The sequence below is a fragment of the Allobosea lathyri genome (genome assembly GCF_900108245.1).
GTDB lineage: Bacteria > Pseudomonadota > Alphaproteobacteria > Rhizobiales > Beijerinckiaceae > Allobosea > Allobosea lathyri.
Genome location: NZ_FNUY01000001.1, coordinates 13910 through 34463 on the forward strand (window position 1 = coordinate 13910; position 20554 = coordinate 34463).

Consider the following 20554-nt stretch of genomic DNA (forward strand, 5'->3'; position numbering starts at 1 on the left):
CGGTGCCATTGGAGAGCGTTTGAGACACCTCTCAGCCCTCATCCTGAGGAGCCATTCCGTCAGGAATGGCGTCTCGAAGGATGGTCCAGCGAGGCTCCTGAGATAACTGAAGCATCCTTCGAGACGCCGCTTCGCGGCTCCTCAAGATGAGGGCTGAGGCAAGCCGAAAGGATCCTTACGCCGCCAACGCGGTCTCCAGCTTGCGGATGGCGGTGCCGAGTTCGGGCTCGTCGACGAGATCGGCGGCGTCGGCCAGCTTGAACCATTGACTACGCCGCTGGTGCTGCTCGGCCCAGCTTTCGAGCTGGCGTTCGACGTCGAGCAGATAGAGCTTCACCTCGCAGAGGACGAAGTGGTCGGACATGCGCTTCCAGTAGAGATAGCTGCCCGCTGGCGTCTCGCTGACCGTGCCGATGACGCCGGCTTCTTCCATGGCCTCGCGTGCGGCGGCTTCATGGTCCTTAAGCCCCTTGATCGGCCAGCCCTTGGGCACGATCCAGCGCTGCGTCGTACGCGAGGTCACGAGCAGGATTTCCGCCGAGTCGTCGTCGGCGCGCCGGATCGGCATGGCCGCTATCTGCGCCCTTATTTCACCGGGCACGCGCTTCGATTTCTTCATTAAATGGTGGCGCCTCCACGGCCGCCCGCAACCTAGCGCAGGTGTCGTGATTCGTGCGCCTGCGAACGACGCAAGCATCGCGCTTTGGTTCCGATTTAGCTAATGTATTTTTTGTTATGTGACTGTTTTGTGACGTCTTGCGAGGCGCCGCTAAGGGCGTTTTTTCGCCGATGTCAGCCGCAGCAGCGCCCAGCCGGCAACACCCGCGATCAGCGAGCCCGCGAGCACACCGATCTTGGTCTGGTCCTGCAAGGCCGGCGATTCCGGGAAAGCCAGCAGGCCGATGAACAGGCTCATCGTGAAGCCGATGCCGCACAGCAGCGCGATGCCGTAGAATTGCAGCCAGGATGCACCCGCCGGCAGGTCCGCGAGGCCCGCCCGGATCGCGGCCCAGCCGAAGCCGAAGACGCCGATCTGCTTGCCCAGGAACAGGCCGAGCGTGATGCCCAGCGGCACCGGAGCGAGCAAAGCGGACGGCCCGAGCCCCGCGAAGGAGACCCCCGCATTGGCGAAGCCGAAGATCGGGATGATCAGGAACGCGACCCAGGGGTGCAGCGCATGTTCGAGCTTGTGCAGCGGCGAGTCCGCGCTGTCAGGCGTGCCCCGCGACGTCTTGAGCGGGATGGTCAGCGCCAGCGCGACGCCGGCAAGCGTGGCGTGGATGCCGGATTTGAGCGCGAGGAACCAGAGCAGGGCGCCCAGCACGAGATAGGGCGTGAGGCGGGTCACGCCGAGCCGGTTGAGCGCGAACAGGGCAATCAGCGTCAGCGCGTCGAGGCCCAGGAATAGCGTGGAGAGGTCCGCCGTGTAGAAGATCGCGATGATGATGACGGCACCGAGATCGTCGAGGATCGCGAGCGCGGTCAGGAAGACCTTGAGCGAGGCCGGCACGCGCGAGCCCAGCAGCGACAGAACGCCGAGCGCAAAGGCGATGTCGGTCGCGGCGGGAATGGCCCAGCCGCGCAAGCCTTCCGGCGAGCCGAGATTGAACGCGACATAGATCAGGGCCGGCGCCACCATGCCGCCCAGCGCGGCGAATCCCGGTAGCGCCCGGCGCGACCAACTCGACAGCTGGCCATCGAGGAACTCGCGCTTGATCTCCAGCCCGACGAGCAGGAAGAACACGGCCATCAGCGCGTCGTTGATCCAGTGGAGGATCGAGAGGCCGGCCACATAGGTGCCGAGCACCTTGAAATAGAGCGTCGCGGCCGGCGAATTCGCGACGAGGATCGCGATGAGCGCGACCGCCATCAGGATGATGCCGCCGGCTGCTTCGCTCTTGAGAAAGTCGCGCAATGCCGAAGGGTGTTTCCGAACGACCGACTTCGCCATTATCCGCTCTTCCAATCCATACGCGTCAGTGGGTTGCCCACGCGGCAACGGCCCAGCAGGCGCGCTTATCCCTCGATGCTTTCGACCCCGCACCACTCCGCCACGAACAGCGCCATCGTCCCGGTGATCCGTTTCAGGGAAGCGAGGCTGACGCGCTCGTCGAAGGCGTGAATATTCTCAGTGATCGGTCCATAGCATAGCGCTGGAATCTTGTCGTAGAGCGCATAGACGCGGGTATCGAGATATCCCGCGGTCATAAAGCTCTTCAGCGGTTTTCCGGTCGAGCCCTCATGGGCCCGGCCGAGCACGGCCTCGGCCTCGCTGCCGGGCTCCAGGACATAACCCTCCGAATAGAAGCCGTTGAAGTCGATCTGCGGCGGGTTGTTGGCGAGGAATTTGTCCTGTCGGGCGAAGCCGCGCACGCAATCCTCGATGCGCCTGGCGAGCGATTCTGCGCTCACCCCGGGATAGAGCCCGATCCGGCAATCGATCTTGCACCAGCATGGCACCGAAGAGGCCCAGTCGCCGCCTTCGATCTTGCCGATATTCAGGTTGATCGGGTGCGCCTCATTCTCGAAATGCTCGCGGCCGACCTTTTCGGCGTTGATCTCTTCCTCGAGCCCGCGCAGGGCGGTGATGACGCGGTAGGCCGCGTCGATCGCGTTGGCACCGGCGCCCATCTCACGCACATGCATCGGCACGCCACGCACCTCGATTTGGAACCAGAGCACGCCGGTATTGGCGCGCACCAGCATCTCCTCCTCAGGCTCGGGGATCAGCACGGCATCGGCCTTGTAGCCGCGCAGATGCGTCATCAGCGCGCCGTTTCCGGTCGATTCCTCCTCGACGACCGACTGGACATAGACGGTCGCCGCCGGCTGCAGGCCGATGCGCCTGAGCGCATCCAGGCAGAACAGATTGGCGGCATGCCCGGCCTTCATGTCGGCGCCGCCACGGCCATAGAGCCAGTCACCCTCGATCACCGGGTCGAAAGGCCGATGGGTCCAGAATTTTTCCGGCCCGGTCGGCACGACATCGACATGCGCCTGCAGGATCAGCGAGCGGCCCACCTCCTCGCGCGGATGATGGATGCCGACGACGATCGGGGCGTCGGAATGCTCGTCCGAAAAGGGCGCGCCGCCGGGATGGGCCGCGATCGCGGCACGATCCATGCCGAAGCGGTCCATGGTCAGGCCGCGATCCCTCAGCGCCCGGAACACGAAATCCTGACAGGCATGCTCCTGCCCGCGCAGCGAGCCGAAGCGGATCATCTCCTGCGTGAAGGCGATCTGTTCGGCAAAGCCCGCTTCGACGGAGGCGAGGATTTTTGCGCGCAGGGCGGGGTCGAGAGGCATGGCTGGGCTCCTTTGGGCGTCCTGGTCGGGCTTGACCCGACCATCTCTTTGACCAGTAGGCATTCGTCCTGAGATTCTCGGGTCTGCGCTGCGCTCCGCCCGAGAATGACGCGGGTCGTCTCAATGCCCGAACCGCGCGCCACCGGGCACGGCGGCGAGCAGAGCCTGCGTATAGGCATGCTGAGGGGCAGCGAAGAGCGCGGCTGTCGGGCCGGTTTCGACGATTCTGCCGCGTTGCATCACCGCGATGCGATCGCAGATCTGGGCTGCGACGCGCAGATCATGCGTGACGAACAGGATCGCCAGGCCAAGCCGCTGCTGGATCTCCTTGATCAGCGTCAGGATCTGGGCCTGCACGGAGACGTCGAGCGCCGACACGGCCTCGTCGGCCACGAGCACGTCGGGTTCGAGCGCCAGCGCCCGGGCGATGCCGACGCGCTGGCGCTGCCCACCCGAGAATTCATGCGGATAGCGGTCCACCGCATTGGCGGAGAGGCCGACGAGTTCGAGCAGCTCCTTTGCCCGCGCCAGCGCGTCCTTGCGCGACGTGCCATGCGCCACCGGCCCATCCGAGATGATGCGCCCCACCGTCTGGCGCGGGTTGAGCGAGGCGAACGGGTCCTGGAAGATCATCTGGATGCGCTTGCGGTGCTGCCGCAGCGCCGACTTTCCGAGATCGCTCAGCACCAGGTCGCCCAGCATGATGCGCCCGCCATCGGGCTCGATCAGGCGCAGGCAACAGCGGCCGACGGTCGATTTGCCGGAGCCGGATTCCCCGACGAGGCCGAGCGTCTCGCCCTTCGCCAGCGTGAAGCTGACATTGTCGGCCGCCTTCACCTCGCGCGCGGCGCCGAAAAAGGAGCGCTTGCGGTAGACCTTGCCCAGATCGGTCACGCTGAGCACCGGCTTGCTCTCGACGATGGCCGGCCGCTGCGGCGGTATCAGCGATGGCACGGCCGCGAGCAGCCGCTTGGTGTAGTCGTGCTGCGGGTTCGAGAGCACCTGATCGGCCGTGCCCTGTTCGACCAGCTTACCCTGCTGCAGCACGGCGATGCGATCGGCGATCTCGGCGACGACGCCGAAATCATGGGTGATGAACAAGACCGCCGTGCCGTGCTTCTGGCGGAGATTGTCGAGCAGCTTCAGGATCTGGGCCTGCGTGGTCACGTCGAGCGCGGTTGTCGGCTCGTCGGCGATCAGCAGCTTGGGTTCGAGCGCCAGCGCCATGGCGATCATGACGCGCTGGCGCTGCCCGCCGGAGAGCTCGTGCGGATAGGCCTTGGCCAGCCGCGCCGGATCGGGCAGGCCGACCTCGGTCAGCAGCGCCAGCGTACGGGCCCGGCGCTCGGATTTGGCCAGCAGCCCATGCGCCTCGAAGGTCTCGAAAATCTGGTCCTCGATCCGCATCACCGGATTGAGCGAGGTCATCGGCTCCTGGAATATCATGCCGATCTCGCGGCCGCGCACATCCTGCATCGCAGCCTCGTCAAGGCTGAGAAGGTCGCGTCCGGCAAGCTTGATCGCGCCGCCTTTGGGCTTCACCGCCTTGGGCAGCAGGCCCATCACGGCATGTGCGATCATCGACTTGCCCGAGCCGGATTCGCCGACGATGCAAAGCGTCTCGCCGGGAGCGATGCTCAGGCTGACATTCTCGACCGCATGGGCGCGGTCGGCCAGCGGCGGCAGCGCGAGCGTGAGGTTCTCGATGGAGAGGACAGGCTCGGCCTTCGATACGTCCGCCATCACTCGCGTCCCCGTGCCAGGCGCGGATTGAGCGCGTCGTTCAGGCCCTCGCCGGCGAGGTTCAGCGCCAGCACCGTCAGGAAGATCGCAAGGCCGGGGAAGAAGCTGATCCACCAGGCGTCGATCAGCCGGGTGCGCCCGGCGCCGACCATGTAACCCCAGCTCATCAGGTTGGGATCGCCGAGCCCGAGAAAGGACAGCGAGGATTCGAGCAGGATCGCCGAGCCGATCATCAGCGAGCCCAGCACGATGATCGGGGCGATGGTGTTGGGCAGGATCTGGCTGAAGATGATGCGCGGTGTCGACTGGCCGATGGTGACGGCGGCCTGGACATATTCGCGGGTCCGCAGCGAAAGCACCTCGCCGCGCACCAGCCGCGCCACTGGCGGCCATGACACGATGCCGATTGCGAGCACGATCGACCCGAGCTGGGGTTGCAGGATCGCCACCATGACGATGGCGAGCGCGAAGGAGGGGATCGTCTGGAAGAACTCGGTGAAGCGCATCAGGGCGTCGTCGACGAAGCCGCCGGCATAGCCCGCAACTGCGCCCAGCGGCACGCCGATCAGCAGGGACACAATCGTCGAGACGACCCCGATCATCAGCGATACCCGCGCGCCATGCACCATGCCGGACGCGATATCGCGTCCCAGCGTGTCGGTGCCGAGCGGGAAGCGATCCAGCGCAAGCGGCGCCATGAAGGGCCGCCCGACCATGCGCCAGGGCGATTGCGGATAGAGCGTCGGCGCCAGCAGCGCGAAGGCGACGACGGCGAGCAGGATGGCAAGCCCGATCAGGGCTCCGCGATTGCGGGCGAAGCGCTTGAAGAAATTCATGAGGCAGCCTCGATGCGCGGATCGGCCAGGCGGTAGACGAGGTCGGTCAGGATGTTGAAGCCGACGACCATGGCCGAGGAGATGAAGAAGACGCCCAGCAGCACCGAATAGTCGCGCTGCACCAGCGCGTCGAACATCAGCCGCCCGATGCCGGGCCAGGCGAAGACGGTCTCGGTCAGCACGGCGCCGCCGACGAGCTGGCCGGCCTGCAGGCCAGCCAGCGTCACCACCGGCAGGATGGCGTTGCGCGCCACGTGCCGGCGCGAGACGATCGCGGGCGAAAGCCCCTTGGCGCGCGCGGTCTTGACGAAATCGGCTCCTGCGACCTCCAGCATCGAGGCCCGCATCATCCGGGCGTAAAGCGCGGTGAAGAACAGGCCCAGCGTGATCGACGGCAGGATGAGATGGTGGCCGATATCCAGCGCGCGGGCGAGGCCGGTATAGTTCGCGCCGATGGTCTCGAAGCCGACATTGGGCACGAGCCCGAGCTTCAGCGAAAACAGGATCTGGCTCATCAGCGCGATCCAGAACAGCGGTGTCGCGTAGAATACCAGCGACAGCGTGGTGATCAGGCTGTCCGACCAGCGCCCGGCCCGCCTTGCCGCCAGCGCTCCCATGACCACGCCGAGCCCCAGCGAGACGATGAAGGCCGCCCCCGTCAGCAGCAGCGTCGCGGGCAGCCGGTCGAGCACGAGGTCGAGAACCGGCCGCTGCTGGCGATAGCTGAAGCCGAGATCGAGCGTGGCGTAGCCCTTCAGATAAATCCAGAGCTGCGTCAGCAGCGGCTGGTCGAGCCCGAAGCGCGCCCGCAGCTGTTCAAGCAATTGCGCATCGGCCGCTCCAGCCTCGCCGGCAAGGACCTGGGCGGGGTCGCCGGGCGCGGCCCGGATCAGGAAGAAGTTCAACAGGGCGATGGCGAAGAGCACGAGAACGCCCTTCACCAGCCGGCCGGAGAGGAATTGCAGGAGGTTCATGCGGCAAAGTCTCGGCGGTTGCTCAAATGCACACCGTCATCCCGGACGCAGCGAAGCGGAGATCCGGGATCCATGATCGAGCCAAATCCGTCAAAGAATCGGGCCTCCGATGGATCCCGGATCGGCGCCGCTGCGCGGCTTGTCCGGGATGACGGTCGAGGTTGGTCACACGCTTCTGTTCAATCGCGGAAGAGGCGTGCCCGGAAATGCCTGCCTCCGTCACTCTTTCCAGGCGTCGCGGAAGCCGTCATCCACGCCGATCCCGGTGGTGACGAGGTTCTTGACATTGCAGCGATAGATCGTCGGGAAATCCATCTCGAGCAGCCAGAGCACCGGCAGTTCGTCGGCGAGGATCTTCTGAACCTTGGTGTAGGCTTCCTGGCGCAATGCGTCGGTCGGCGCGCTCGCGCCCTCGGCGAAGAGCTTGTCGACTTCGGGATTGGAATAGCCGCCGACATTGGCGAAAGGATTGCCCTTGGCGATGTTGCTCGAAACATAGGAGCGCGCCACGCCCGTCGCGGGATCGCCGAGCTGGTAGAGGAAGTTGAAGTTCAGGTCGAAATCCCAGTTGCTGGCCTTCTGGGTCCAGCCGGGAACGTCGGTGTTCTCGATCTGCACCTTGACGCCGGCATCCTCGAGATTCTGCTTGATCGCTTCCGACCAGCGGCTCCAGGTCTCGCCATAGGGCAGGTTCAGCAGCTTGATCGTCTCGCCCTTGTAGCCGGAGGCCTTGATCAGCTCCTTCGCCTTGGCGGGATCATAGGTGTATTTCGGCACGTCGGACGAATAGAAGCGCGTCTTGGATGAGATCGGCCCGGTCGGCAGCTTGCCGAGGCCGCCCCAGACGACGTCGCGGCCGAATTCGCGGTCGATCGCGTACATCAGGCCCTGGCGGAACTGCTTGTTGCCGAGAATGCCGTTGCGGACATTCGGCGTCAGCCACGCATGGGGGGCAAACATCTCCCAGCCCTTGGTGGTCATGCAGGTGTTCGGCAGCTTGGAAAGGCGGGCGACGTCATAGACATCGACCGAGCCGCCGGTCAGCACATCGACCTTGCCGGTCTCGTAGGCGACGGCGCGGGCGGCCGCGTCGGGGATGATCTGCCAGTAGATCTCGTCGAGGTTCGGCTTGCCCTTCATCCAGTAGTTCTCGTTCTTGACGAGGTGGATGTAGGAGCCCTTCTTCCACTCCTTGAGCTTGAACGGGCCGGTGCCGATCGGCGTGTTGTTGGCCGGATTGGCGCGGTAGTCGGTGCCGTCATAGATGTGCTTCGGGATCATCGGCGCCGAGGCGACTTCCTGCGACATGATCATCGGCCCGAAGGGCTGCTTCAGCGTGATCCTGACGGTGAGGTCGTCGACCTTCTCGATCGCTTCGACCTGCGTGTTGACGATCGGCCGCCAGCGCGGATGGACCTCGCGCAGGAACTTGTCGAGCGTGAAGACGACATCGTCGGCGGTGAAGGGCTTGCCGTCATGCCAGGTCACGCCCTCCTGCAGCTTGAAGGTGTAGACCTTGGCATCGGGAGAAATCTCCCAGCTTTTCGCCAGCGAGGGCTGCGGATTGAGCTTCTCGTCATAGCGCAGCAGGGATTCGTAGATGTTGCCGGCGACCATGTTGGTCGGCCCGTTCTGGTTGAGGCCCTGCATCAGCATCGGCGGCTCGGGCTGAACCACGACATGAACCGTTCCGCCCTTTTTCGGCTCCTGCGCCTGCGCGGCCATCGGCGCGAAGGCGAGGGCGACGAGCGCCGTGGTCACGGCAAGGCGCCGGCGGATCTGTGAATTCAGCATCATCTTCTCCCAATGCTTCGATTGTCGCACACCAGCGGCGTCTCGATCCGCCCCGCTCCGAACTAGATCATAGCTTGATCGGGTCGGACAGGGCCGGAGATGCCGTCGGCTGCAGATGGATCATTCCCCTTATTGGCCGAGTCGGCGGGACCGCCCGGCCTCGATCGCGACGTGGCCTGATCCGGCGGCTTGGCGCCGCGCTTTCGATCTGTGGGCCGCGAGCACGTCTTGTAGGGGAAACGATAACGAGAAAGCGCTCGACCGGTCTAATAGGCTGTCTCTATGTGAAGAATAGGCGGCGAGTTGAAATGTCCCGCCGCAGCGCGATGTCAGCTCCGGCCGATTTCAGCCTGCAATTCTGGAGTCTGTTGCCGCGGCAATGCCAAAAACTAAGAGAACGGGGCGGTGTCCGAACGCACCGCGCGCGGATTCCTGTTCACAGCTTTTTGCCGTCCTTGTCGAACTGCTTGAGGAAAGCGGTCAGGTCCCGGATTTCCTTCTCGTTCTTGATGCCGGCGAAGATCATCTTCGTGCCCGGAATCTTCGCCTTGGGATCCCTTATGTATTCGGCGAAGACGGCCTCATCCCAGGTGATGCCCGATGCCTTGTTGGCTGCCGAGAAGCTGTAGCCCTCAACCGTGCCCGAGTGCCTGCCGAACAGCCCGTTCATCTGGGGGCCGACGAGATTCTTGGCGCCTTCGCCGATCTGGTGGCAGGCGCGGCACTTGTTCCAGGAGCGTTCGCCTGCGCTGGCATCGCCTGTCCCCGCATCCTGGGCCAGCGCCGGGAGCGTAAACAGCAGCGATGCGAAAAGCGCGGTGCGGGCGAGCGTTTGCATGACGAGGGCTTGCATGAGGCGTCCTTCGAGTGCGGGGCCGGTTGGGGCCTTGCTACTTTAGAACGCTGACATAGCGCGCGGCGCAGGTCGCGCGGATGAGCCAATTCGACGCGGCGACAAACCGGCCGCCCCCGCCGCTCAGGGCTGACGCGACCGCGCTTGTCCGAGGGACCTTCGCGTCAGCGCAATTCCCCGACCCACTCGGCGACCGTCGCGGTGAAGGCGTCCGGCCGCGAGACGGGAAACAGGTGCCCGCCCGAATCGAGCATGGTCTTCCGGCATCCCGGCAAAGCGGCGGCAAGCGCCTCCTGCAGGAAGGCCGGCACGACCATGTCGTCGCGCGCGCCCAGAATCAGGATCGGCATCATCAGCGAGGCGATCGCCGCCGAGCCGTCGAAGGCGAGCAGGGCGTCGATGCGCTCGCGCACCACCGTCTTGGCATGTGGCGTCATCGGCGCCGCTTCCAGCCCGGCCTCGTAGATGTGCCAGTTCGCCTCGATCCAGGCCGGCGGATAGGCCGACAGCACGGATGTCGCGGCATAGGCGTGCGGGTCGGCGTCGACGATGGCCCGGCGCGCCCCGAAAAGCCCGCCCATATACAGGCTTGGCCGCAGCCAGGAGGCGCTGAGGATCAGGCCGTCGAGACGGTCGGGCACCTGCCGCGCCAGCGCCTGGCCGATGCAGCCGCCGGTCGAATGGCCGAGCACGACGGCCCGTTGAATGCCGGCCGCATCGAGCACGGCAAGGCAATCCTCGGCCAGCCGGTCGATGGTGCACTCCGCGTCGCCGCGCGTGCTCCCGCCGATCCCGCGCTGGTCGAAACGGATGACGCGGAACGAGCGCGCAAAGGTCGATGCGATATCGTTCCAGAACCCGGCCGTGCCGCTCAGGCCGCTGATCAGCAGCAGGGTCTGTCCATGGCCCTCCTGAAAGGCATGCAGGACGGCACCGTCACTGGTGGTGGCCTCGAAGCGGGCCGGGCTCGCTGTCGTATTCATGGTCGACCTGACAGGGCGCATTGCCCGACCGTGCGCTGTTGGCGCTCTTGTTCGATCATTGGCGTATCCTCCCCGTGCGACTCATCGCCCTCGCTATCTTGCCCGCCGCGCAACTGCAAAGCCGGGCAAGCGATGTGAGGATGGCGCAGCCGGCGCGTCGCCGCCATGGCGGCAATGGCGGGGGCGGGACGCGGTCGACGCAGGGCGCGCGGTTGTTTTAGTTCACGCGCCGAGGGCTTCAGAGCCAGATCATCGATGTCTTCGGCAGGGTCAGCGAGACCGCCGCGCCGATGTCGTGCAGTCCCTCGCCGGAATGGAACGGCTGGTCGACGGCGACTTCTGTGGCTCCGACACGCACGCCGTAACGCACGCTGGCGCCGAGGAATTCGCGATGCGAGACGATTCCGGGCAGCGCGATCGAAGCGGTATCGCTCGGCTCGCGCAGTCCGAGTTCGGCATGCTGTGGCCGGAAGACGAGCTTTGCTCCCTCGGGAATAACGGCACCGGGCGGAACGGGAACGCTGATGCCGCCCTCGATCTCGAAGATGCGGTCGGCCCCTGTTCCCTTCACTCGCCCTTCGAGGATGTTGGCGGTGCCCAGGAAGTTCGCGACGAACAGGTTCGCGGGGCGCTCATAGAGCTCCATGGGCGTGCCGACCTGCTGGACTGTGCCGTCATTCATCACGGCGATACGGTCGCAGATCGTGTTCGCCTCTTCCTGGTCATGGGTGACGAAGATCGTCGTCAGCCCGAGCCGCTGCTGCAGGTCGCGCAATTCGCGGCGCACCTGCACGCGCATCTTGGCGTCGAGATTGGAGAGCGGCTCGTCGAGCAGCAGCACCTTGGGCTCGACCGCGACCGTGCGGGCGACCGCGACCCGCTGCTGTTGGCCGCCGGACAATTGCGAGGGCCGTCGGTCGCCGAGATGGCCCAGGCCCACGAGATCAAGCGCGACGCCGACGCGCCGCTCCACCTCGGCGCGCGACACGCCCCGTTCCTCCAGTCCGAAGGCGACGTTGCGGCGCACGGTCATGTGCGGCCAGAGCGCATAGGACTGGAAGACCATGCCGACATCGCGCTTCCATGGCGGCAGCGGCGAGATATCGCTGCCGCCGATCAGGACGCGGCCCGTATCGGCCTGGTTGAAGCCGGCGATCAGGCGCAGCAGCGTGGTCTTGCCGCAGCCCGAGGGGCCGAGAAAGGCGAAGAATTCGCCGGGCTGGATCGCGAGATTGACGTCCTTGAGGACATGGTTGTCGCCATAGGACAGGTTGACGCCCTCGATATCGACGGAGACGGCGGGCGTGGCGAGAGATGCGATGGCGTTCATATCAATGTCCCATGCCAATCAATGTCCCATGCCCTTGGCCTTCTGGCTGCGTTCGATGATGAGATGCGAGAGGAAGGTGCAGGCCGCGACGAGGATGACGGCGACGACGCCCAGCGCCGCGCCGGGCCCGCGTCCGGCCGCTGACTGCATGAACACGTAAAGCCCGTAGGCCAGCGGCGCGTCCGAGTTCGACTGGACCAGCATGAGCGTTGCCGAGAGTTCGACGGCCGCCGTCGAAAACGAGGTGACGAAACCGGCGAGGATGCCGCCGGCCATCAGCGGCACCACGACCCGGCGCACGGTCCGGGCCTTGGTCGCGCCGAGGTTTTCGGCCGCCTCCTCCAGCGAGACCGAGATCTGCTGAAGCGCCGCATAGCAGGCGCGCAGGGCATAAGGCAGGCGCCGGATCGCCAGCGCCAGCACGATGGTGATCCAGAGCGAGGCAAGCGGCGTCCCGTCCGGCAGAGTGACGCCGTAGAAGGTCCTGAGATACCCGATGCCGAGCACGACGCCGGGGATGGCGAGCGCCGCCGACGCCATCCAGTCGAGCCATTCGCGCCCGACCAGTTTCGTGCGCAGCACGAGATAGGCTATGGCGACGCCGAGCACGACATCGATACCGCCGGCGATCGACGCATAGATCAGCGTATTCTTGATGTAGAGCGAGCTCTCGCCGAAGACGCGAGCGTAATGCGCGGTGGTGAAGGCGTCGGGCAGCGGCGAGAACGACCAGATCGTCGCGAAGGACAAGAGCAGCAGGCCCAGATGTGGCGCCAGCACCAGCGCCAGGATCAGGATGACGACGCCATAGCCGAGGATCGCCTCCATCGGCGTCATGACGCGCTTGGCGAGGCCGCCGCCGCCGCGCTGCGTCGTGGCGTAGTCGCGCCCCCTGAGCGCCCGGGCCGAAAGCCACATCGCGACGACCGAGGCCACGATCAGCACGACCGAGATGACATAGCCCATCGGGTCGGCGATGCCGATCGAGGTCACCCGCAGATAGGCTTGCGGCGCCAGCATGTCCTTGACGTTGAGCAAAAGCGGCGTCGCGAGGTCGTCGAAGACCTTGACGAAGACGAGCGAGGCGCCGGCGAGATAGCCCGGCATCGCCAGCGGGAAGACGATGCGCCGGAACAGCCTGAATCCCGATGAGCCCAGATTCTGGGCGGCCTCCTCCATCGCACGGTCGATATTGCGCAGCGCGGCCGAGAGATTGATCAGGATGAACGGGAAATAATGCACCGACTGGACGAAGATGACGCCGTTCAGCCCCTCCATGAAGTCGATCTTGAAGCCGAACCAGTCATCCAGCAGCAGGTTGACCGAGCCGTTTCGCCCGAAGAACAGCTGCATCGCCACCGCGCCGACGAAGGGCGGCATGATCAGCGGCAGGAAGCCGAGCGTCTGCACCAGCGCCGCCCCGCGAAAGGCGAAGCGCGTCGTCAGATAGGCCAGCGGCAAAGCGAAGACCGAGGACCAGACCACCGACATCGCCGAGACGTAGAACGAGTTCCACAGCGAGCGCATAAACAGCTCGGTGCGGACGAAATCGTAGAAATTGACGAGCGTGAACGTGCCCGTGCCCTTCTCGGTGAAGGCGACATAGATCACCGTCGCCACCGGCAACACCAGGAACAGCATCAGGAACGCCGCGATGGCGAGCGCGAGCGCGATCTGCCCGGGCGTGGCCGACAGGCGCCGGGCGCGGGGGGCGGGAGCTGGGATGGGAACGGCGGTCATCGTCGATATCCGATTGAGGCTGTAGCCGTGATTCCACGCGCGCCGTCATCCCGGACGCAGCGAAGCGGAGATCCGGGATCCATCGGAGGGAACTGCGCTCTACGATGGATCCCGGATCGGCGCCGCTTATGCGGCTTGTCCGGGATGACGGCGGAGGTTGAACAGCCTTACTTCGCCGCCTTCAGCGCTTCCTCCGCCTTGGCCTTCGCCTTGGCGTAGTTGTCGCGCGCGAAGCTCGCCCATTGCGCCTCGACCTCGGCCTGCCGGGCACCCTTCTCCTTGGCGCCGGTGAAGGCGCCGCGCAGCTCGGGACTGGCGGCCTGCGCCTCGGTGACGGGCAGCGCCGCGATCAGGCTGCGGGCCTCGTCGGCCAGCGCCTTGGCTTGCGGGTTGGGCTTCTTCACGAGCGCTGCATCGACCTCGTGCAGCGTCTTGGTCACGCCCTTGAGCGCGTCGAGCTGAAACGAGATCAACTGGTCGAACAGCGTGTCGACGACCGCAGTCCGGGCCTCCGACTTGTCGACATCGAAGCCGATCATCTTCTGGAAGCGCGGATCGGTGAAGGGGTTGGGATAATCCGCTCCGGCCTTGGCGTAGACGGCTGGATTGACCGGCAGGCGCCGGATGCCGGGCTCGAGCAGCACCTCCTGGCCGGCGGGCGAGAGCAGGAACTCGACGAAGGCCTCGGCCGCCGCCTTGTTGGGCGGGTTGGCGATGATGCCGACATTGGCGGGCACGACGGTGGTGACGGTCGGGTAGACGAACTTGACCGGGAAGCCCGAGGCTTGCGCCGAGAAGGCGAAGAAATCGATGACGATGCCGACGCCGACCTGCCCGGAATTGACCGCCTCGGGCACGCCGAAGGAGCGATCCGTGATCGTGCGGAAATTGCCCGACATCTCCTTGATCGTGCGCCAGCCCTTCTCCCAGCCCTCGCCCTGGAGAATGGTCTCGATCGTCAGATGCGTCGTGCCCGAGCGGGCGGGCGAGGCGATCGAGACATGATCGTAGAAGATCGGCTTGGCCAGATCCTGCCAGTCCTTGGGATCGGGCAGTTTGTTCGCCTTGGCATAGCGCTCGTTCCACATGATGCCGTAGCCGGACGCGGCGAAGCCTGCATAGAAGCCCTGCGGATCATTGATCGGGTAGGAGCCGATCTTCTCGGGAATGCCGGTCGCCTTCGGCTTGTAGGCTGTCAGCAGCTTCTTGCCCTTGAGCACCTCGAAGGCGTCGGGCGCCGAGGCCCAGAACAGATCGACCTGATTGTTCGCCTTGGTTTCCTCGACATATTTCACGCCCGCATTGGTGTTGCGGTTCTGGACCTCCAGGGAAACGCCGGGCACCGCCTTCTCGAAGGCTTTCTTGATGGGGTCGGTCACATCCTTCGAAAAGGAGGTCACCACGGTGACCTTGCCGACAGGCGCTTGGCCCGAGGGAGCCTGCGCCAGTGCTGCCGGCGCAACAAGGCTCAGCCCGATGCTGGCCGCAATCGCGGCCCTGCGTGAAATCATCATATCCTCCCGGCTTATAAACGTGGTCGGCGTCGAGGCCGATCGCGCCCATTAGACAATAGGGAGGCAGCGTCGCAAAGTTATAAAACAGTCATAATCGAATAGGGCGGTGCAGCGAGCTGCCGACATGCGCCTCAGCGGCGCCTGTTCGCCGCCCCGGGGTCCGATTGCCAGGTCGCAACCGGCATGGTCGGCAGGTCGAAATAATCCCGCGTCGTCGCATAGCCCTGTCCGCCCATGCGGCCGATGGCATCGAGCGCGACGGGGTCGACATAATGCCTGTCGGCATCGATCGTGTCGGCGCGGAAATGCGCATAAACGACCTCGCCCAGGATGATCTCGCGCGAATTGCCGATGCCGAGGCTGGTGTGGTGGCGGCATTCGAAGGCGGCCGGCGCCTGGCCGATCCAGGGGCAGGGCACCTTGACGCCGGGCATCGCGGTTAAGCCCGCCTGCTCCAACTCGTCGATGCCCGGCTCGAACGGCGTGGCGCAGATGTTCATGCCCTCGACCAGCGCGTCCGAGACGATATTGACGGTGAAGGCCAGCGTGTCCCGGACATTGCGCCCGGTATCCTTCTGTCCGCCGGTCGGGCGGTATTCTACACCAAGCGCCAGGATCGCGGGATCGGCCGAGAGGCAGTTGAAGAAGCTGAACGGCGCGGCATTGACGACACCGTTCGCATCGACCGTCGTCACCAGCGCGATCGGGCGCGGCACCACCGCGCCGATCAGCAGCTTGTAGCGCTCGCGCGGCGTAAGCGTCGCGAAGTCGAAGGTCACGATCGATGCGGCCTCGCGCGCCGCTCCCGGTGTGGTCAGCATGTCGGTCACGGTGAAGTCAGTCCTTCGCTGAGGGCGTAAGGGGCAAGCAGGTCCCGGATGTCGCGTTCGGCGCGCGGCGTCAGCAGCGCCCGTGTCACGACGGACTGCAGATGGTGGTCCATCAGATGGGCGGCGCGTGCGGCGTCGCCGTCGCGCAGGGCCTCGATCAATTGCCGATGCTCCGACACGGCGCATTCCGACGAATGCGGTCGCCCGTAGATCGCAAGGATCAGCGAGCAGCGCGAGGACGCCTCCTGAACATAGCGCAGCAGCAGCGCATTGCCGGTCATCTCGGCGAGCTTGATGTGGAATTCGCCGGAGAGGCGGATCGATTCCGGCCCGTCGCGGCCATGCGCCATTTCCTCCTGGCGGACATGGGCTTCCAGCTCCGCAGCCTGCGCCGCGGTGAGGCGGCCTGCGAGATTCTCGGCGACGAGGCGCTCCAGGCCGCGGCGCACGTCGAAGACGTCGCGCGCCTCCTCCAGCGTCGGATAGGCCACGGAGGCGCCGCGATTGGGCTTGAGTTCGACGAGCCCCTCGACGGCCAGGCGCCCCAGCGCCTCGCGCACCAGCGTGCGGCTGACGCCGAGCTGCTCGCCGATCGAATCCTCCGGCAGCTTCATGGCAGGCTTCAGCGCCTGTTCGATGATGGCGCGCCGGAGCGCGTTGTAGACGGATTGCGCACGCAATCCCGGAGCGCGGGGGGGCGTCATGGTGTCCCGTTTCTGGTTCGGTTCGGCCTTCTGAGGCTCAATCCATGTCACGGGATTCCGCACTGCTCCAGCTTTCCACTTGTGTTCGATAATCGCATACAATACGATATCACTATCGTATGCAATATTGATTATTAATCGCACACGAAATGCCGCACAAACAGCCGACCGGCCTAAAAAAGCGGCAGTGACGAGGGGTAGCGAGCTCAGCGAGCGTCAACAGGCGCCGGAGCTCTTCAAGAGGAGAGGTCGATGAAGAGGCATTGGTTGCTGGCGGCCGTGGCTGCCTTCTCGCTGAGCGGCATGGCCGAAGCGAAGACGCTGAAATGGGGCGCCGCACGCGAGATCGCCTCGCTCGACCCTTACTCCTATGGTGACACCTTCACGCTCTCGGTCTTGAACCACGTGTATGAGGGGCTGGTGCGCTATACCGGCGACCTCAAGATCGAGCCGGCGCTGGCGCAGAGCTGGGAGACGGTGTCGCCGACTGTCTGGCGCTTCAAGCTGCGCCCCAACGTCAAATTCCATAACGGCAACCCGTTCACCGCCGACGACGTCATAGCCTCGCTGGAGCGCGTGACACATCCGGACTCGCCGCTGAAGGGCAATCTGCCAGCCTATAAATCGTCGAAGAAGATCGACGACCTGACCGTTGAGATCGAAGTCAACGGCCCCTATCCGCTGCTGCTCAACGACCTCACCAATATCTTCGTCTTCGACAAGGAATGGCTGGTCGCGAACAACTCGCTGCTGCCGACCGATTCCGGGAAGGGCGTGAAGGGCTACGCCACCGACAACGCCAACGGCACCGGACCTTTCGTCGTCGAGAGCCGCCGCGCCGACGCTAAAACGGTCTATGTCAAGAACCCGAACTGGTGGGACAAGCCGCAGCATAATATCGACATCATCGAGTTCCTGCCGATCGCCTCGGCATCGACCCGCGTCGCCGCGCTGCTCTCCGGCGAGATCGACTTCACCAATGTCGCGCCGCTGCAGGATCTGCCGCGGCTTTCCGCTTCCCCTGACGTCAAGGTGCTGCAGACCAACGAGCTGCGTTCGGTCTTCTTCGCCTTCAACCTCAAGGACGCGTTGGTCGAGAGCGACATCAAGGACAAGAACCCACTGAAGGACGTCCGGGTGCGCGAGGCGCTCTACCGCGCCATCGACATCGACGCCGTGCAGAAGCGCGCCATGCGCGGTCTCTCGCGCAACACCGGAGCGCTCGTTGCCCCGGCCATTCCGGGCTACGAGCCGTCTCAGGACGCGCGCCTGCCCTTCGATCTGAACGGCGCCAAGAAGCTGCTCACGGAGGCAGGCTATCCCAACGGCTTCTCCTTCCAGATGAACTGCCAGAGCGACTCGCTCGTCAACGAGGAGGAGTTCTGCCAGGCGGTCGCCTCGATGTGGTCGCGCGCCGGCCTGAAGCCAAATTTGAGCCTCGCACCGCGCAGCCAGCAGACGCCGAAACGGGTCAAGGGCGATTTCGACGTGATTTCCTTCGGCTGGGCCAACGAGCCGATGATCGACGCCTATTCGCTGCTGGTGCAGGTGTTGCGTTCAAAAAATGGCACCGGGGGCGTCTTCAACTGGGGCAACTGGGGTGATCCCCGCATCGACGCGCTGATCGACAAGGCCGGCGTCGAGCTCGACGATGCCAAGCGCATCCCCATGATGATGGAGGCGCTCAAGATCGCCAAGGCCGAGCATCTGTTCATTCCGCTGCACCAGCAGCCGATGGCCTGGGCGATGCGCAACAGCGTGGCCTCGACGGTGCAGGCCTCCGACAACAAGCCGCGTCTCTGGCTGACCATGATGAAGTGAGGGGCTGACCGCATCTATCCCTCAGCCCTCATCCTGAGGAGCCGCGAAGCGGCGTCTCGAAGGGTGGTCCAGATGGTTCCCGAGCCTCCGGGGACATCCTTCGAGACGCCATTTCTCGCGAAATGGCTCCTCAGGATGAGGGCTGAGGGGAAACGTCGGATAAAAGGAGCAGCCGATGCCGAGCTTCCTGCTGAAACGATTGCTGAACGCGGCCGGCGTCATGCTTGCGGTCGCCTTCCTCGCCTTTCTGATCTTCCGCTTCGTCGGCGATCCCGTCGAGCTGATGCTGAACGAGCAGGCGAGCCAGGCCCAGCGCGACGAGTTGCGGGTGCGGCTCGGCCTCGACAAGGGCTTCGTCCTGCAATTCGCGACCTTCGTCGGCAATGCGCTGCGCGGCGATTTCGGCATCTCCTATCGCAACCAGCAGGATGTCTTTACGTTGATCGCGGAGCGCTTCCCGGCGACCTTCGAACTCGTGCTGGTCGCGACTTTCCTCTCGCTCGCTATCGGCATCCCGCTCGGCGTCTACACGGCGATCAAACGCGACAGCCCGTTCGCCAAGGCGCTGCAGTTCATCTCGGTGCTCGGCGTCTCGCTGCCGAGCTTCGCGCTCGGCATCCTCTTCATCCTGTTGTTCTCGGTGACGCTGCAATGGCTGCCGGCGTTCGGGCGCGGCGAGGTCGTGCAGATCGGCTGGTGGAGCACCGGCCTCCTGACCCCGTCGGGGCGGCTCGCCCTGATCCTGCCCGGCATCACCCTCTCGCTCTTCCAGATCACGCTGGTGATGCGGCTCGTTCGGGCCGAGATGCTGGAGACGATGCGCACGGATTTCATCCGCTTTGCCCGCGCGCGCGGCCTGCCCTCGCGTTCGGTCCATTTCAGCCACGCGCTGCGCAACTGCCTGATGCCGGTCATCACCGTGACCGGCCTCCAGATCGGCAATCTCATCGCCTTCGCGCTGGTGACAGAGACGGTGTTCCAGTGGCCGGGCATGGGGCTGCTCTTCGTGCAGGCCGTGACCTTCGTCGATATTCCGGTGATGGCGGCATATCTGATCGTGGTCTCGTTCATCTTCGTCTCGCTGAACACAGCCGTCGACCTCCTCTATGCCTATGTCGATCCGCGCCTGCGCGAGGATGCGGTGACGGGAGCAGCCAATGCCCGCTGAAACTGCAAAACCTGTCGAGACCGGCAAGCTCTTGGAGGTCAGGAAGCCTGGCCGCCTGTGCCGCTTCCTCGACAGCGATATCGGCTGGAGCTTCCGGCGCACGCCTGCAGCCTGGCTCTCGGCGCTGGTGCTGGCCCTGCTGATCGCGACGGCGTTTCTCGCGCCGCTGATTGCGCCGCAAAACCCGCATGACCTCGCCCAGGTCTTCATCGACAAGGCCGAGATCCCGCCGATCTGGAGCAAGGACGGCGAATGGCCCTTTCTGCTCGGTACCGACCCGCAGGGCCGCGACGTGCTCTCGGCCATCCTCTACGGCACGCGCGTCTCGCTGATCATCGGGCTCGCGGCCGTCATCGTCTCGATGGGGCTGGGCGTCACCATCGGCCTCGTCGCCGGCTTTCATGGCGGCCGCATCGACAATCTGCTGATGCGGCTCGGCGACACCGTCCTCTCGATCCCGACGCTGCTGATGGCGATCCTGGTCAGCGCGATCTTCCGGGAGCTGTTGCCCCCTAACCTGCGCGAGCCCTTCGCGGCGGTCGTGCTCGTCGTTTCGATCTCGCTGACCAACTGGGTGCAATATGCCCGCACGGTGCGTGCCTCGACCATGGTCGAGCGCCGCAAGGAATATGTGCTGGCGGCGCGCATCATCAAGGTCGCGTCGACCCGGATCATGCGTCGGCACATCCTTCCGAACACGCTGACGCCTGTGATGGTCGCAGCCACCCTCAATCTCGGCCTGGCCATCCTGTCGGAGGCGACGCTCTCCTTCCTGGGCGTCGGCATGCCGATCACTCAGCCCTCGCTGGGCACGCTGATCCGCATCGGCAACCAGTATCTCTTCTCCGGCTCCTGGTGGCTCGTCGTCTTCCCCTCGCTCCAGCTCGGGCTGATCGTGCTCTCGGTCAACCTGCTCGGCGACTGGCTGCGTGACGCGCTGAACCCGAAGCTGAGGTGA

General features: G+C 65.1%; 17 protein-coding genes. 3 read left to right on the top strand and 14 right to left on the bottom strand.

The genetic code is table 11. The annotated features are described in order from the left end of the window. Positions 1–175 precede the first annotated feature (175 nt). The 14 genes from C4S73_RS00060 to C4S73_RS00125 all read right to left on the bottom strand — a co-directional run bounded on the left by C4S73_RS00060 (position 176) and on the right by C4S73_RS00125 (position 16607). A complete protein-coding gene (locus tag C4S73_RS00060) occupies positions 176–619 on the bottom strand; it encodes an NUDIX hydrolase (RefSeq protein WP_103870449.1) in 444 nt (147 codons plus the stop codon). Between the two features lie 150 nt (positions 620–769). Beyond that, positions 770–1951, bottom strand: coding sequence for a Na+/H+ antiporter NhaA (gene nhaA, locus C4S73_RS00065; protein ID WP_103870450.1), 1182 nt, complete (start codon positions 1949–1951; stop codon positions 770–772). A gap of 65 nt (positions 1952–2016) precedes the next feature. Continuing rightward, positions 2017–3306, bottom strand: coding sequence for an ArgE/DapE family deacylase (locus tag C4S73_RS00070; protein WP_103870451.1), 1290 nt, complete (start codon positions 3304–3306; stop codon positions 2017–2019). A gap of 120 nt (positions 3307–3426) precedes the next feature. Continuing rightward, on the bottom strand, positions 3427–5049 hold the full coding sequence (locus tag C4S73_RS00075) for an ABC transporter ATP-binding protein (RefSeq protein WP_103870452.1): 1623 nt from the start codon (positions 5047–5049) through the stop codon (positions 3427–3429). After that, positions 5049–5885 carry an ABC transporter permease gene (locus tag C4S73_RS00080; protein ID WP_103870453.1) on the bottom strand — a complete coding sequence of 279 codons (837 nt, stop codon included), beginning with the start codon at positions 5883–5885 and terminating at the stop codon, positions 5049–5051. Before C4S73_RS00080 ends, C4S73_RS00075 begins: the two co-directional genes overlap by 1 nt. After that, on the bottom strand, positions 5882–6859 hold the full coding sequence (locus C4S73_RS00085; RefSeq protein ID WP_103870454.1) for an ABC transporter permease: 978 nt from the start codon (positions 6857–6859) through the stop codon (positions 5882–5884). The genes C4S73_RS00080 and C4S73_RS00085 overlap by 4 nt, the downstream gene beginning before the upstream one ends. 219 nt (positions 6860–7078) lie before the next feature. Further along, on the bottom strand, positions 7079–8653 hold the full coding sequence (locus tag C4S73_RS00090; RefSeq protein ID WP_103871191.1) for an ABC transporter substrate-binding protein: 1575 nt from the start codon (positions 8651–8653) through the stop codon (positions 7079–7081). Positions 8654–9089: 436 nt separating this feature from the next. Then, a complete protein-coding gene (locus tag C4S73_RS00095) occupies positions 9090–9506 on the bottom strand; it encodes a c-type cytochrome (protein WP_244595374.1) in 417 nt (138 codons plus the stop codon). Between the two features lie 164 nt (positions 9507–9670). Next, positions 9671–10489, bottom strand: a complete 819-nt coding sequence (locus tag C4S73_RS00100; RefSeq protein ID WP_103870455.1) for an alpha/beta fold hydrolase — start codon at positions 10487–10489, stop codon at positions 9671–9673. 238 nt (positions 10490–10727) lie between these two features. Continuing rightward, positions 10728–11819, bottom strand: a complete 1092-nt coding sequence (locus C4S73_RS00105; protein ID WP_103870456.1) for an ABC transporter ATP-binding protein — start codon at positions 11817–11819, stop codon at positions 10728–10730. Positions 11820–11837: 18 nt separating this feature from the next. After that, on the bottom strand, positions 11838–13559 hold the full coding sequence (locus tag C4S73_RS00110) for an ABC transporter permease (protein WP_103870457.1): 1722 nt from the start codon (positions 13557–13559) through the stop codon (positions 11838–11840). 167 nt (positions 13560–13726) lie between these two features. After that, positions 13727–15070, bottom strand: coding sequence for an ABC transporter substrate-binding protein (locus tag C4S73_RS00115; RefSeq protein ID WP_200827879.1), 1344 nt, complete (start codon positions 15068–15070; stop codon positions 13727–13729). A gap of 134 nt (positions 15071–15204) precedes the next feature. Further along, entirely contained in the window at positions 15205–15894 is a 690-nt protein-coding gene (locus C4S73_RS00120) for a flavin reductase family protein (RefSeq protein ID WP_200827909.1), read from the bottom strand. Between the two features lie 5 nt (positions 15895–15899). Beyond that, positions 15900–16607, bottom strand: coding sequence for a GntR family transcriptional regulator (locus tag C4S73_RS00125; protein ID WP_103871195.1), 708 nt, complete (start codon positions 16605–16607; stop codon positions 15900–15902). A gap of 252 nt (positions 16608–16859) precedes the next feature. Between C4S73_RS00125 and C4S73_RS00130 the strand changes: the two genes are divergently transcribed. The 3 genes from C4S73_RS00130 (at position 16860) to C4S73_RS00140 (ending at position 20554) form a co-directional block, all read left to right on the top strand. Then, the gene (locus tag C4S73_RS00130) at positions 16860–18428 is read left to right on the top strand and encodes an ABC transporter substrate-binding protein (protein WP_103870458.1); all 1569 of its coding nucleotides are present in this window, start codon (positions 16860–16862) and stop codon (positions 18426–18428) included. A gap of 175 nt (positions 18429–18603) precedes the next feature. Beyond that, on the top strand, positions 18604–19596 hold the full coding sequence (locus C4S73_RS00135) for an ABC transporter permease (protein WP_103870459.1): 993 nt from the start codon (positions 18604–18606) through the stop codon (positions 19594–19596). Further along, positions 19586–20554 carry an ABC transporter permease gene (locus C4S73_RS00140; protein ID WP_103870460.1) on the top strand — a complete coding sequence of 323 codons (969 nt, stop codon included), beginning with the start codon at positions 19586–19588 and terminating at the stop codon, positions 20552–20554. The genes C4S73_RS00135 and C4S73_RS00140 overlap by 11 nt, the downstream gene beginning before the upstream one ends.

What these genes read in the sequence shown, in the direction of transcription:
- C4S73_RS00060 (WP_103870449.1), bottom strand. Translation starts at nt 619, where the DNA reads ATGAAGAAATCGAAGCGCGTGCCCGGTGAAATAAGGGCGCAGATAGCG.
- nhaA (WP_103870450.1), bottom strand. Translation starts at nt 1,951, where the DNA reads ATGGCGAAGTCGGTCGTTCGGAAACACCCTTCGGCATTGCGCGACTTT.
- C4S73_RS00070 (WP_103870451.1), bottom strand. Translation starts at nt 3,306, where the DNA reads ATGCCTCTCGACCCCGCCCTGCGCGCAAAAATCCTCGCCTCCGTCGAA.
- C4S73_RS00075 (WP_103870452.1), bottom strand. Translation starts at nt 5,049, where the DNA reads ATGGCGGACGTATCGAAGGCCGAGCCTGTCCTCTCCATCGAGAACCTC.
- C4S73_RS00080 (WP_103870453.1), bottom strand. Translation starts at nt 5,885, where the DNA reads ATGAATTTCTTCAAGCGCTTCGCCCGCAATCGCGGAGCCCTGATCGGG.
- C4S73_RS00085 (WP_103870454.1), bottom strand. Translation starts at nt 6,859, where the DNA reads ATGAACCTCCTGCAATTCCTCTCCGGCCGGCTGGTGAAGGGCGTTCTC.
- C4S73_RS00090 (WP_103871191.1), bottom strand. Translation starts at nt 8,653, where the DNA reads ATGCTGAATTCACAGATCCGCCGGCGCCTTGCCGTGACCACGGCGCTC.
- C4S73_RS00095 (WP_244595374.1), bottom strand. Translation starts at nt 9,506, where the DNA reads ATGCAAGCCCTCGTCATGCAAACGCTCGCCCGCACCGCGCTTTTCGCA.
- C4S73_RS00100 (WP_103870455.1), bottom strand. Translation starts at nt 10,489, where the DNA reads ATGAATACGACAGCGAGCCCGGCCCGCTTCGAGGCCACCACCAGTGAC.
- C4S73_RS00105 (WP_103870456.1), bottom strand. Translation starts at nt 11,819, where the DNA reads ATGAACGCCATCGCATCTCTCGCCACGCCCGCCGTCTCCGTCGATATC.
- C4S73_RS00110 (WP_103870457.1), bottom strand. Translation starts at nt 13,559, where the DNA reads ATGACCGCCGTTCCCATCCCAGCTCCCGCCCCCCGCGCCCGGCGCCTG.
- C4S73_RS00115 (WP_200827879.1), bottom strand. Translation starts at nt 15,070, where the DNA reads ATGATTTCACGCAGGGCCGCGATTGCGGCCAGCATCGGGCTGAGCCTT.
- C4S73_RS00120 (WP_200827909.1), bottom strand. Translation starts at nt 15,894, where the DNA reads ATGCTGACCACACCGGGAGCGGCGCGCGAGGCCGCATCGATCGTGACC.
- C4S73_RS00125 (WP_103871195.1), bottom strand. Translation starts at nt 16,607, where the DNA reads ATGACGCCCCCCCGCGCTCCGGGATTGCGTGCGCAATCCGTCTACAAC.
- C4S73_RS00130 (WP_103870458.1), top strand. Translation starts at nt 16,860, where the DNA reads ATGAAGAGGCATTGGTTGCTGGCGGCCGTGGCTGCCTTCTCGCTGAGC.
- C4S73_RS00135 (WP_103870459.1), top strand. Translation starts at nt 18,604, where the DNA reads ATGCCGAGCTTCCTGCTGAAACGATTGCTGAACGCGGCCGGCGTCATG.
- C4S73_RS00140 (WP_103870460.1), top strand. Translation starts at nt 19,586, where the DNA reads ATGCCCGCTGAAACTGCAAAACCTGTCGAGACCGGCAAGCTCTTGGAG.